10 protein-coding genes are annotated in these 13,162 nt (G+C 72.3%); 3 read left to right on the top strand and 7 right to left on the bottom strand.

What is annotated here, in order from left to right; genetic code table 11:
• Positions 1 to 36: 36 nt before the first annotated feature.
• From ABD481_RS33455 to ABD481_RS33435, 5 genes are all read right to left on the bottom strand, one after another.
• Positions 37 to 624, bottom strand: a complete 588-nt coding sequence (locus tag ABD481_RS33455; RefSeq protein WP_344669833.1) for a GTP-binding protein — start codon at positions 622 to 624, stop codon at positions 37 to 39.
• A complete protein-coding gene (locus ABD481_RS33450; RefSeq protein ID WP_344669832.1) occupies positions 621 to 1,058 on the bottom strand; it encodes a roadblock/LC7 domain-containing protein in 438 nt (145 codons plus the stop codon). Before ABD481_RS33450 ends, ABD481_RS33455 begins: the two co-directional genes overlap by 4 nt.
• Entirely contained in the window at positions 1,059 to 4,130 is a 3,072-nt protein-coding gene (locus ABD481_RS33445) for a sensor histidine kinase (protein WP_344669831.1), read from the bottom strand. It lies immediately after the preceding gene.
• A gap of 318 nt (positions 4,131 to 4,448) precedes the next feature.
• Complete coding sequence (locus ABD481_RS33440; RefSeq protein WP_344669830.1) at positions 4,449 to 6,365, bottom strand: caspase family protein; 1,917 nt, start codon at positions 6,363 to 6,365, stop codon at positions 4,449 to 4,451.
• Positions 6,362 to 6,862, bottom strand: a complete 501-nt coding sequence (locus ABD481_RS33435) for an effector-associated constant component EACC1 (RefSeq protein ID WP_344669829.1) — start codon at positions 6,860 to 6,862, stop codon at positions 6,362 to 6,364. Before ABD481_RS33435 ends, ABD481_RS33440 begins: the two co-directional genes overlap by 4 nt.
• A 41-nt stretch (positions 6,863 to 6,903) precedes the next feature.
• On the opposite strand from ABD481_RS33435, the gene ABD481_RS33430 reads away from it, so the two are divergent.
• From ABD481_RS33430 to ABD481_RS33420, 3 genes are all read left to right on the top strand, one after another.
• Positions 6,904 to 7,596 (top strand): tetratricopeptide repeat protein, encoded by a 693-nt coding sequence (locus ABD481_RS33430; protein ID WP_344669828.1) that lies wholly within the window; start codon positions 6,904 to 6,906, stop codon positions 7,594 to 7,596.
• Positions 7,597 to 7,804: 208 nt separating this feature from the next.
• Entirely contained in the window at positions 7,805 to 8,932 is a 1,128-nt protein-coding gene (locus ABD481_RS33425; RefSeq protein ID WP_344669827.1) for a hypothetical protein, read from the top strand.
• Positions 8,929 to 11,544, top strand: a complete 2,616-nt coding sequence (locus tag ABD481_RS33420; RefSeq protein WP_344669826.1) for a hypothetical protein — start codon at positions 8,929 to 8,931, stop codon at positions 11,542 to 11,544. Before ABD481_RS33425 ends, ABD481_RS33420 begins: the two co-directional genes overlap by 4 nt.
• Positions 11,545 to 11,586: 42 nt before the next feature.
• Here ABD481_RS33420 and ABD481_RS33415 read toward each other — a convergent pair whose 3' ends face one another.
• Both ABD481_RS33415 and ABD481_RS33410 read right to left on the bottom strand, forming a co-directional pair.
• Positions 11,587 to 12,024, bottom strand: coding sequence for an RbsD/FucU family protein (locus tag ABD481_RS33415; protein ID WP_344669825.1), 438 nt, complete (start codon positions 12,022 to 12,024; stop codon positions 11,587 to 11,589).
• A 105-nt stretch (positions 12,025 to 12,129) separates the two neighbouring features.
• Positions 12,130 to 13,077, bottom strand: coding sequence for an ABC transporter permease (locus ABD481_RS33410; RefSeq protein ID WP_344669884.1), 948 nt, complete (start codon positions 13,075 to 13,077; stop codon positions 12,130 to 12,132).
• Between the last annotated feature and the right edge of the window lie 85 nt (positions 13,078 to 13,162).

Here is a 13,162-nt window from a genome sequence, read left to right as displayed (position 1 = left end):
TCCGCGGCGGGGCGGAGGTGGTGCGTGTGGGGGGCTTCAGGGGCGGGCGTAGGCCGCGTCGGAATTCATCCGCAGCTGGGTGACGGCGTGCTCGACGAGCGTGACCAGCACCCGCTTGCTGGACTCCCGGCGCCGCGCGTCGCACATCAGCAGCGGGACGGACTCCCGCAGCGACAGCGCGTCGCGCAGCTCCTCGTGGCCGTGCACCGGGGCGCCGTCGAACTGGTTGATCGCGACGACGTGGGGGATCGCGCGGTGTTCGAAGAAGTCGACGGCCGCGAAGGCGTCGTCCAGCCGCCGGACGTCGGCCAGCACCACGGCGCCGATCGCGCCGCGGCTCAGCTCGTCCCAGAAGAACCAGAACCGCTCCTGGCCCGGCGCGCCGAACAGATACAGGATCAGGTCGCGGGCCAGCGTGATCCGGCCGAAGTCCATCGCCACCGTGGTCGCGGTCTTGCCCGGGGTGGCGGCCAGGTCGTCGACGCCCACCCCGGCGGCCGTCATCTCGGCCTCGGTGGTCAGCGGCTTGATCTCCGAGACCGAGGCCACCAGCGTGGTCTTGCCGACGCCGAAGCCGCCCGCGACGACGATCTTCGCCGCAGTGGCCTGCTGCGCGCCGGTCACCGTCCGCCGCCCGGCGCCTCGCGGGCCAGCATCCGCGAGCGGGCCATCGGCGTGAGCGAGGAGCCGACCTGGTTGATCAGCTCGGCCATGGTGTAGGAGACCTGGCCGATGTCGCACTCGCGCCGGGCGTAGACCAGCAGCGAGGCGCCGTCGCTGACCGACATCGAGAACAGGAACCCGTTCTGCAGCTCGGTCAGGTTGCTCTGCACCGGCGCGGCGTTCAGCAGCCGGGCCGCGCCGGCCAGCAGCCCGACCAGCCCGGAGGCCACCGCGGCCAGCTGGTCGGCCTGCTCCTCGGCGAGGTCGGCGCTGGCGGCCACGACCAGCCCGTCGGCCGACACCGCCAGCGCGTGCACGATGCCCGGGACCCGCAGCGCGAAGTCGTTGAGCAGCCAGTCCAGGTTGTCGGTCGGGCCGGTGGAGTTGAGCGACATTTAATAGGTCCCCGTGTTCGATGTCGGACTGTAAGGAATCTGCGAAGCCCCGCCGGGCGCGGTGCGCCCCCCGATCCCGCGGGCGTAGGCGACCATGGAGGCCGAGACCCGCGACGGATCCCGCTCCGTCGGAACCGCGTCGGCCTCCGTCAGCTCGGCCAGCGCCTCGACCGGCAGCCGGTCCAACGGCACCCGCTTGGGCAACCCGTGCGCGGTGCGCAGCTTCACCGGCGGCCGGGTCGGCCCCGACGGCGCCGCGGGCATCGCGTGCGCCGACGGCGGCACCGGCGGCAACGGCGCCGGCGGCTGCGGCGACGGGATCGACGGTTGCGCGACCGGCGTGGCTGAGGAGGCTGTGTAGCCCGGTGCCATGGCGGGTTGCGCCCAGGACGGTGCGGGCGGAGCGGGATAGGCCGGCTGGTGCTGCTGCCAGGACTCGGCGGGTTCGGTCGCCGGCGCGGACGGTCGGGTCCAAGTCGGCTGGTCGGACGCAGCGGCCGGATGCGGCTGCCACGAGGGTGTGGACCAGCTTTGCGCCGGTTGGTTCTGGGCCGACTGGTTCTGGGCCGACTGGTTCTGGGCCGCGTTGGACTGCCCGCTCGCGTCGCGAGTGCGCATCGAGCCCCGCAGCCAGGGGCTGAGCGGCTGTCCCGCCTGTCCGTCCGGAGCGCCCGAAGCCGTCGGCCCCGGGTTCGGCGGCACGTCGAACGCCCGGGCCCGGATCGGCGCCGGCGGATAGGTGTCGTTCGGGTAGCCAGTGTTCTGATACGCGCCGTTCGCCTCCGGCGTCTGGAGCGGCGCGGCGAGCGGATTCTGGTCGAAGTCCGGCATGGCGTACTGCCCCGAGGCGCCGCCCATCGTCGGCATCGTGATCGGCGCGACCCCCGGCTGCGGGCGTCCGGCGTGCCGGGGGTAGCCGTCGTCGCCGGCGAAGCCCGCGCCCGACCCGGCTCCCGCTCCCGAACCGGCTCCCGCGTCCTCCGGCGCCGCGCCGGTGCGCCGCCGCCGTCCGCCCGTGGTTCCCGAGACCCCCGTGGCGCCGGCGACTCCGGCCGCCGCCGCGGCGGCCGCCCGGATCCCGGCGTTCGGCCGGGCGTTCTCGCCGCCGGGCCGTCCCATGCCGGCGGCCAGCGACTCGATCGCCGCGACCGGCGAGGACTGCGCCCGCTCGGGCATGCCCGGGGCCCAGTAGAGGTTCGGCGGGAGTACGAGTTCCGCGATGGTGCCGTGCTGCGGATGCGGCCGCAGCTCCACCGCCAGCCCGTACCACGCGGCCAGCTGCCCGACCACGGTCAGGCCCATCGCCTGCACCGAGACCGCGTCCAGCCGGGTCGGCGCGGTGAGCCGGGCGTTCAGCTCCGAGCGGCGCACCGCCGTCATGCCGATGCCGCGGTCGGTGATCTGGATGATGGTCCGGTCGGCCAGCGCGCGCACGTCGACCAGCACCCGGGACTCCGGCGGGGAGAACGTCGTGGCGTTGTCGAGCAGCTCCGCGCACAGGTGCACCAGGTGGTCGACCACGGTCGGGGCGACGATCACGCTCGAGTCGACGTTCACCAGGTCCACCCGCGAATAGCGCTCGATCCGGCCCGAGGCCGCGCGGATCACGTCGATCAGCGGCACGCCCTCGTCGCGGACCCGGGCCGTGCCCTCGCCGCCGAGCACCAGCAGGCTCTCGTTGTTCCGGGTCATCCGCGCCGCCAGGTGGTCCAGCACGAACAGCCGCGCCAGCCGGTCCGGGTCCTGCTCGTCCCGCTCGGCCTTGTCCAGCTCCAGGGTCAGGGCGCCGGTCAGGCGCTCGCCGCGGCGGGCCAGGGCGATGAAGGCGGCGCCGACGCCGGCCCGCAGCAGCACCTGCTCGGCGGCGGTGCGGATGGCCTCGTGCCGTACGGCGTTGAAGGCCCGCGCCACGGCGGCGATCTCGTCGTCGCCGGCCACCGGCAGCCCGCCGCCGGCCTGGTCGGCGAACTCCTCGGGGCTCTGCGCGGTCAGCGATCCGCTGCCGCGCAGCGCCTCCACCGCGGCCGGCAGGTCCTCGAAGGCCAGGGTGTGCGCGCCCTCCCGCAGCCGTCGCAGGCCCCTGATGATGGGACGGCCCAGCCGCAGGCTGACCATCAGCGCCAGCAGCATCGTCCCGGCCACCGCCGCGGCCTCCACGCCGGCCAGCTCCCGCTGGTGCGTGCGGTCCTGCGCGATCAGCGCGAGCGTGGCGACGTCCATGTCCTTGCGCACGGCGTCCAGCCGGTCCAGCCGCGCATCGACCGAGGTGGTCCAGTCGGCCGGGCTCAGCAGCACCTTGGTGCCCACCGGCGTCTGCGCGACCTGGTCCTCCAGCTTGGCCGCGGCGGCCATCTCCGCACCGCCCAGCGCCTGGTCCGGCCGGCCGCGCCAGTCCGGCGGCGCCTGCGCCGCGAACGCCTCCATCGCCCCGGTGTACCCGGTGCGGCCGATGATCAGGTCCTGCGCGGCCGAGGCGGTCTGCACCGGGGCCCCGGCGATCCGCAGGACGTCGGCCTCCTCCTCGCTGAGCGACTCCCGCGCCTGGCTCAGGCTCGACGTGGCGCGCAGCATGTCCTGCGCGGCCGACCCGGCCCCGGACTTCTGGGCGACGTCGTGGAAGGACAGCAGGTCGGCGATGACGATGTGGTACTGGAAGTCGGCCGCCGACAGCGGTTGCGGCGAACCGCCGCGCACCAGGTCCCGCAGCTTGTCAATGGCCTGCAACTCGCCGTCGATCCGCCCCAGCAGCGCCCGGCTCTCCGCGGGCAGCCACGGCAGCTTCCCGATCCGCTGCCGGTACACCGCGGCCGCGGCCTGGGTCCTGGTGATCTGCGCGGACAGCCCGGCGGCGTCCGGCGCGGCCGACGAGGTCAGGTAGAGCGCGACCTGCGTCCGCTCGTCCTGCAGCTCGCAGACCAGGTCGGCGGCCGCGGCCCCGGCGTTCATCAGGGTGTAGAGATGCCCGGTCTCGATCGCCCCCGAGGTCGAGGTGACCAGAGCCAGCGCACCGAACCCGGAGACCGCGCACAGCGGGACGGCGACCAGGATGCCGAGCTTCTGGGTGATTCTCACAGGTGGCCCTCTGGATCCGCGCTGACCGGCGCCTCAAGTAATGGCGAGCTGTGCCGTGGTGCATTGGGGAGTGGTGCGACCGTGCGATCAAAGCAATCAAAGCTCTGTCAAGGGACGACCCGACGACGCCGAAACAGGGAGCTGCTTTGTTCGAGCGAGAGGCATGCTAGCGGAAACCCATTGCTTTGAGACAGCCTGGGTGTCCGACTGATCACGCTGCGCGTGCGCCGGGAGTGCGGATCACCTGCGCGTCGACGCGCGAGAGAAGCCGGAATAATTCGTCATGAGGCCCGCCCGAAGGACCGGTTGGACGCGCGCTCAGGGACGCTCGGCCCACCGGGCGGCGAGCAGGGCGAGATTCGTGACGCGCTCCGGATCCGAGGCGCCGTCCCGGGCGAGGATCTCGGCCCGGTTGGCGAACGTGACCGCGTCGGCCGCCCGCACCTGCGACCATCCGGCGGCGAGCAGCGCCATGGTCCCCAGGAAGTCTCTGGGGTGGGGCCGCACGGGAACCATCTCCTCCGCTTCGGTGAGGTATCCGGTGACGAAACCGGGTGCGAAGCCCGCGATCTGTCGAGCGAGGCGGGCGAGCCCGTGCGCCCGGAGCGGATGCTCGGGAAACAGCCGGACAATGTATTCGGCCAGGTTGAGGTCCCTCGGAACGACGACGCGGATGATCCGCGGCAGCGCGGTGCCGATGAGATGGACGGCTCGCGTCACCGGTCGGCCTCGCTCGACCTGCTCCAAGGTCGCGGCCGCCGCGTCGGCAAGGGCCTCCGTGCGCCGGTGCGGGGCGATGACAGCGGCGATGCCGATCAGCGCCGCCACCTTGGCGTCGCTCTCGGCGATGCTGTTCGCCAGCCGCTCGGCACGCTCCGGATCAGTGACGGCGATGGCCGTCGCCACATTGGACATGGCCCAAGAACGACTGCCTGTACTGGGCATCGAGCGCAACAGACGCTCGCCGCGGTCCGGATCGGTGATGGCCGCCGCCGTCGCCCTGGCATCGATCGCCAGCCCGAACTCGTGCTCGTTGTTGCTGTCGGTGACCACACGACTGGTCAGTCGGATGGCCGCCGCCGCGAGGGCTTGGGATTCGCGCGGGCGAGCAGTGGCCATGAGCACCGCCGCGCGGGCCATCGTCTGGTACTTGACGGGGTGGCGGTCGGCAATCAGGTCGATCAACTCGATGGCGCGCAGCTGGTCGATATCGGCCAGGGCCAGGGCCATCGGCGCCAGCACTTTCACTCGTTCGGCCTCGTTGGCCGCCAGCTCCACCAGGATCCGGGCCTTGGCCGGGTCGGCGGCGGTGAGGACCTCCGCGACATTGGACAAGGTGCGTTGCCGGTCCGCCGGGCTCTCCATCTCGCGAAGCGTCTGGAGACACTCGTCGACCAGGCCGTCGACCCGCTCGCTCGGCAGGAGTGCCGCACGCGACGTGGTCCGCTGTCCATGGCCGGGCGACGCGACCGCCCCCGGCCGCAGCGCCCGGTTCGCCACGAACGGGAAGTGCGCGACCGTATCCGTCCCCCGCTGGTTCGGGAGCGGCAGTTTCGCCACTTGCAGCCGACGTTTCAACTCCGGGAACAACACCTCGAACGACAGCTTCGTCGGCTTCCCGGGAAGCCCTTCCCGCATCAGCCCGACGAGCGTGTCAGTGAACGAAGTACACGCGTGCTCCTGGAGTTCCCCGCGCGGAACGTGCGCGACGTTGTTCCCCATCGTGGCGGTCAGCGTGTAGATGCCCCTGACGTCCGTCAGGTTGGCCAACAGCGTGGACTCGGTGCCGGACAGCGCCTCGATCGCGCGGCCCGCGAAACAGCAGTCGAGGATGGTGATCCGGACGCCGGCCGGACTGGCCTGGAGGCATTCGGCCACTGACTCCCACGGCAGCGAGGTGTTCCGCAGGCGGTCCGGCCGGGTGCCGCGCACGGTCAGGCAGAGTTCGCCGCGGCGGGTCAGGTCGCCGTGGCCGACGTAGTAGAGCAGCAGGACCTCGGTGGTGGCCTCGGCGAGGTCCTCGATGTCGACCAGCAGTTCGCTCGCCGGGGCCCGGGAGTCCAGGACCGTGATCTTGTCCGGCCAGTCGCACAGCTCGGCGTCCTCCAGCACCTGGCGCATCGCGGCGACGCTGTTGCCGGCCGCGCGCAGGGGGAGGTAACTCTCGTGCTGGTAGTCCGGGACGCCGATCAGGATCGCGTGCCGGCGTACCGACTCGGTGACCTCGATCGTCATCGCCGGGGTTCGTCACCGTTCCCGTCGCCGGTGCTGCTGTCGCCGGTGGTCCCGCCGCCAATGCTCCCGCCGTCACCGTTCTTGGTGCCGGGGCTCAGCAGCAGCCGTTCCAGCAGCGGTCCGACCTCGTCGACCGTCGCCAGCTCCAGCACCACGACCCGGTCGTCGGCCTCGATCCGCAGCTTCGCCTTCGACCGCCGGGTCAGCAGCCACGTGGTCAGCGACGACGCCAGGACCGCCCCCGCGCCGCCGGGACTGACCGCGACCGACAGCAGCTCGACCGCGCCGCCCATCTCCTCCGGGCCGATCGGCTTGCGGACCGCCTTCACCCGGCCCCGGAAGGCGTCCTCGTTCGCCAGCCACTGATCCAGTGAGCCGATGTCCTCCAGCGCGCCCTCGTCCACGAAGATGCGTGCTTCCACCCGATCGCTCCCGTTCTGCTCCTCGACGTCCTCGCCATGCCCGCGCCAGGGTTCTGATTCAGTCGGCCCGGCCATGCGATCCTACTTTCACCGAACCGGCTTTCCGAGGAGGTCGCATGGACCGGGGCGAGATCGACGCCTTGTTGCCCGCCGCCGAAGCGGGGGACTTCTCCGCCATGGACGAGATCGCCCGTCTGCTGTACGAGCGCGGCGACCACGAGGGGGCCCAGCACTGGCTCCAGGTCGCGGTCCAGGCCGGCGACCGGGGCGCCATGACCAGGCTGGGCCGCCTGCACGAGGAGCAGGACGAACTCGCCCTCGCCGAGCGCTTCTACCGGATGGCGCGCGAGCGCAACGACCCGGCCGCGATGTGGGCCACCGGCCGCCTGGCCCGGGAGCGCGGCGACGAGGACCTGGCGCTGCGCTGGTTCCGCGAGGCCGCCGAAGCCGGGGACCAGCAGGCCCGGCTGGACCTCACGAGGTGGCTCATGGACCGGGGTGAGGTCCAGGAAGCAGAACACTGGGCGTGCGCGGCGGGGGAGGGGAGCGACCCGCGCGGGGTCTTTCTCGCCGGTACCGTCCTGGAAGAACTCGGCAAGGCGGACGATGCCGTGGCCCTGTATCGCAAAGCCGCCGACGCGGGCCATTTCCTCGCGATCGGCAAGATGCTGGCGGTCTCGGTCGAGCGCGGCGACCACGCGGCGGCCGACCGTTACAGGGCGCTGATGTCGCAGACCGAGGAGCAGTGCCCCGAGCAACAACCGGCCGAGGAATCGGCCAACCATATCGGCCACGGCGCCCAGGACTGAACCGAACCGAGCCTCTTTACACTGATTCTCTCCCTTTCGAGCAGCCTTCCCGCACCGGAAGCTCGAACGTGCGGGGATACCTCCCAGTGACACGGCCAGAAATCGTTATTCGCCAGCAGCTCGGCAACCAATCGCCTACTCTCCGTTGTCTTGCCACATCATCGGCGGTGGACGTGATGGCGCCTCACCGCGGCGAAGAGGATTCTCCATGGCTGAGCACGGGGCGTTGACGCTTGTGAAAGACCTGCTTCCGCACGATTCCTTCCCCGACGTCGATCTGCCGCGGCCGATCGTGATCCTGCTGGGTCCGCGCGGCAGCGGGCGCACGCACAGCCTCGGCGTCCTCGCCGAGACGCTGGGCCCGGATATCGTCCACACCCGCGTCGATCTGGCGGCCGTCGGCGACGCCGGGCCGCTCGCCGTCGCGCTGGCGGTCGTGCGCGGCCTGACCACCTCGTGGCCGCATCGGCGGCAGGCGCGGTTCCGGCGCTTCGAGATGGTCGAACTGGCGCTCACCGCCGATCTGGACGGCGTCCTCACCGGCGCGCGGGCGGGCGCGATGCGCGGCAGGTTCTGGAAGATGGCCGGGGCCTCCGCCGACGTCGCCGTGTCCCGCCTGCTCCGCGGCGCGGCCAAGAGCCCTGACGAGGCCCGGCGGCTGGCGACGGCCGTCCAGCGCGTCGCCCCGACCGGGTTCACCGCCGCGACCCGCGCCGCCGCCGTCCGCGCGGCCGGGGCCGGCCTGAACCTGAACCAGCGCCTCGCCTGGCACGCGGCGTTGAACTGGATCAAGACAATCAGCCTCCTGAGCGGCACGGACTCCTTCGGCCGCCTGCTGCAACTGGCGAAACTCCCGCCCGCGGACCAGGAGACCGTCGCGATGGCGGCGCTGGCCGAGGACCTGCGCGAGAACCACACCCGGCTGGCCTCGGCCGACCGCGTCGGCTGCCAGTGGTGCCACCACGACTATCAGAACCACCCACGCCGCCTCGGCCACCACTGGGTGCTGCTGGCCGACAACGCCGACAGCGCGGCCGGGATCCGGTTCCTGCAGACCCTGCACGGCCTGCGCAGCGCCGCCGTCCGGGACGCCAAACCCTTCCCGCTGCTGGTGATCGGCACCGCCGGCAGCTGGCTGCCGGCCGACGTCACCGGCCCCTGGCGCCCGCTGTGCCAGACCGACCCGGGCTACGGCGCCCCGGTGCCGACCTGCGCGACCGCCCGCGAGGCCTGGAGAGACCACGGCAGACCCGGCTACCTGCCGGTCCGCCTCGATCCGGCGCGTCACGAGGAGATGGCGGCGCTGGCGACCGCCGCGAAGGCGGTGGCGGCATGAGCGCGGGCATCGAGGACTTCGTCGCCCAGTGCGCGGCCGGGCTCCCGCAAGCCGTCACCCTGCTGGCCCGGACCGTGGTCGAGGCCGAGCCGGGGCGGCGGGACTGCGTCACCGTCCCCACGCCGGACCTGGAGGCGCTGCTCACCGGGCTCCTGTCCGGCGTCCTGGGCCCGTCGGGCAGCCTCGGCGGCGCGATCACCCTGGACGAACTCGTCACCGCCAGCGCCGAGGTGCGCGCGCCGTGGCTGATCAGCACCACCGGCCGCAGCGGCATGGCTGGGCCCACGACGACCCGGGTCCTGGAGGGGATGCGCGGGAACCTGTGGGGCATGGCGCCGGCCGAGGTGGCGCCGACGATCGAGCCGTTCGTGCCGGCCGCCCCGGCCCTGCATCCGTTCCTGGCCGCCGCCCTGACCGGCCTGCTGGCGCGGCGGGACGGGGCGGGGGCGTCGGGCGGGGCCGGCGGCCTGCCGACGTACGAGGACCGCTACAGCAGGCTGCTCAACGCCACCACGGCCGCCGACAAGCAGCTGCCGCCGGAGGACCAGCACCCGGAGCGGCTCGCCTACTGCCAATTGGCCCTGGGCAACGTGAAGAACGCCGCGCGGATCCTGAACGATCAGTTCAACGTCAACACCGTGACCACCTCGCAGTGGATCCGCATGGTGTGCCTCGCGGCGCAGGCGCCCTGCCCGACCCCGCGCGAGATCGGCACGGCGCGGGCGTTCGCCGACTGCGTGCAGCCGTCGGATCTGGGCACGGTCGGCGACGAGGAGCGTTCGGTGACCCGGCTGCTCGCGGCGCTGTGGCTGGCCGGCGACATCTGGACGGTGCCGCGCCCGGTGCCGGGCGGCGGCCTGCCGGGCCGCGACGAGCGCCTGCCGTGGATCCCGGACGCGGTCCTGGCCGAGCTGGTCCGCCAGGAGGTCGGGTTCCTGTTCGGCCGTTCGGCGCGCGGCGACCGCGAGGACCTGCAACGCTTCGGGCGCCTGTTCGAGCACGAGAAGCCGACCGCGCCGGCCGGGCAGGCCGGCGGGCCGTCGGCGTCCGGCTGGTGGCGCCGCCGCCGGCGCTGGCAGCAGGCTGCGATCGGCACGTCGGCGTTCGCGCTCGTCGCGGCCGGCGTGGCCGTGCCGATCGCGCTGCGGACGCCGTGCGGGGAGGGGCTGCGGTACAACGGGGACGCGAAGGCGTGCGTGGGGGTGGACATCGACTCCGGGGAGTTCGTCAGCCATGATCCGCTGGCGCCCTTGGAACAGTGGCTCAAAAAGGACAACCAGGATCTGGACGACACCGTCGCCAAGGAGAACGCCTCGCGGCGCCCTGAAGATCAGGTGTACACCGTCTCGCTGGTCTTCTTGCAGGAGATGACGCCGAACGACTCGACCAGCCTGACGTTCGCAGGGGTCCGGCACGCCGTGGAGGGGGCGATCGCTCAGACGGAGCTGGCCAACGCCGACGCGGCGGACCACCACAGCCGGATCCGGTACCGGCTCCTGCTCGCCAATTTCGGAACCCATGCCGACGGGGAGCAGGACGCCGTCGCCGAGATCCGCGCCGCCGCCAAGGCTCAGCGCATCGCCGCCGTCGTCGGCATCGGCCAGTCCTCGAAGAATGCCAAGGCGGCGATCCGGCAGCTCGCCGACGGCCCCGGCGACCACTTCACGGTCGTCGGTTCGGACATCACGGACGACGCGATCGGGATGACGGACGCGGGAACGGCGATCAACGGCTTCTACCGGGTGGTCGGCACCAACTCCCAAGAAGCGGACGCGGTCCGGCAGTACCTTCAGACGAGCAAGCTGCCGCACTCCAGAGCCGTGCTGTTCGAGGACACGAACCAGAACGACGCCTACGTCACGTCCCTCGGCGTGGCCTTCGGCCAGTTGAAGCCCGCCGAGACCATGACCTACGAGGGCAACGACGAGTATCCGAAGCGCGTGGAGTCGTTGCTGGAGGGACACCAGCAGTCCTACTGCGGGGTCCCGTCGGACATCACGTATTTCGCCGGCCGAGGCACCGCGCTCAGAAGCCTTCTCAATGTATTGAAAACCGACAGCTGCCACCGGGGCGACGTCGCGACGATCGTCACCGGGGACGACGGCACCAATCTGATCGACCCGGCCACGGCCCTGCCGTACGGCGCGTTCAATTACCGGATCGCCGTCACCGCCCTCGCCGCCGAGGACATCGGGACCAGTCTCGGTGCCGCGCCCGCGGCCACGCTCAAACGCCTCCGCGACCAGTTCGCCGCCGACCGCGTCGGCGCCGCCGGCATGTTCACCGGCAGCGATTTCCAGGACGGCCTGGCCATCGTCTCCGCCGACGCGGTCGGTGTCCTGTCGTTCGCCGTCGCCAAGACGAACTCGCTTCAGGACCAGGCCCATGACGATCCCGGCTCGATCGGCGCCGACCTGAGCAGTGTTGACTGCGGCACTCCCTATGCCGGCGCCAGCGGCTACATCGCCTTCGATCCGACCACCCACAACCCCGTCAACAAAGCGATGCCCATAGTCTTCGTCCATCGCGACGGTTCCGCCGAGTGGTCCAAGGAGGTCGCGTGGCCGCTGGGCAAGGCGACTGATTTCGAGGGCGGGCACGGCTGTCCGTGAGGCGCGGCCGCCGCCCGGCCGGCTCGCTACCTCGCTGCCCTGCTACCCCGCCTCTCCGTTCCGCGCCGGCAGTGCCCCGATCGTCAGCAGGATGTTCGCGAAGTGCCGCTGGTCCCCGGTCGCGACCGTGGCGTCCAGCGCCGGGTCCAGACAGGCGGCGTAGAATGCCTGCCGGCCCAGCATCCGCAACGGGGTCTGCCGCTCCAGGTGCTTGCGGTAGTCCGCCTCCAGGGTCACCGCGGTGCCGTCGTCGGGCTCCATCATGGCGGCGGCCTCGATCGGCACCGCCGAGGACACCACCTCCAGCACCTGCTCGACCGTCACCAGGCCCGGGCGCAGGTTCAGGTGGATCACCCGGGCCCGGGCGTGGCTGTTGGTGCGGTGGGCGTAGTTGGCATCGGCTATCAGGATTCTGCTGCCGTGGCCGGCGCCGGCCAGGACCTCCAGCAGGGGTGGGTGGATCAGCGGATAGCGCAGCATGGCGGGGTCTTCCTGCTCGGGTCCGGCGGAGGAGCGGGGCGGCGCGGCGCGGAGGCGGAGGCTGTGCCGGCGCGCGGCGTCGGAGGCGCGGGGTCGGAGGCGCGGTCAGGTGCGGACCCGCCGGGTGGTGAGCCAGCGCTGGGCCACCACGACCAGCAGCAGGAACCCGCCGCTGACCACCGACTGGTAGTTGCTGTCCAGGCTGCCGATCTGGTTGATGATGTTCTGGATGACGTTGCGCAGCAGCACGCCGACCAGCGTCCCCAGCACCGTGCCCGCGCCGCCGACCAGCAGCGTGCCGCCGATCACCACGGCGGCGATGGCGTCGAGCTCCGTGCCCACGCCGATCACCGTGACGCCGGACTGCACGTACGCGGCGGTCATCGCCCCGGCGAACCCGGCCAGCGCGCCGGACAGGGCGTAGACGACGACCTTGTCGCGCACCACCGGCAGGCCCATCAGCCGGGCCGAGGACTCCGAGCCGCCGATGGCGAACAGCGCCTGGCCGAAGCGGGTGCGGCGGAGCACCAGGGCCCCGACGGCGAACAGCGCCGCCGTGAACCACACCGGGTGCCCGACGCCGAGCCAGGTGCCGCGGCCCAGGTTGAGGAACACCGAGTGGTCGGCGATGTGATACGTCTCCGACCCCTCGTGGGTGATCGCCAGCAGCAGGCCGCGGGCGAACAGCATCCCGGCCAGGGTGACGATGAACGGCGCCATCCCGGTCCGCGCGATGATCAGCCCCTGGACCAGGCCGATCGCCGTGCACGCCGCCAGCGGCAGCAGCAGCGCGCCGAAGAAGCCGCCGCGTGCCCCGTACGCGGCCAGCACCCCGCCGAGGGCGTAGACCGAGCCGACCGAAAGGTCGATGCCGCCGGTGATGATGACGAAGGTCATGCCCAGCGCGATCACCGCCAGGAACGAGCTCTGCAACGCCAGGTCGCGCAGGTTGTCGCCGGTCCCGAAGTGCGGGTAGGCGAACCACGCGTAGGCGCTGAGCAGCACCAGCACGACGGCCGCGCCTTGCCGCTGGAGCACCGAGGCGGCCAGCAGGCGGCGGGTCTCGCGGGCGCGGGCGCGGGCCCGGCGGCCGCCGCTGCCGTCGCCGGTCCCGCCCGCCCCGCCGGTCCCGGCCACC

It is taken from the genome of Catenulispora yoronensis, from assembly GCF_039531695.1.
Taxonomy (GTDB): domain Bacteria; phylum Actinomycetota; class Actinomycetes; order Streptomycetales; family Catenulisporaceae; genus Catenulispora; species Catenulispora yoronensis.
The sequence above is the reverse complement of the archived record's forward strand: the minus strand, read 5'-3'. Positions and strand labels throughout refer to the sequence as shown.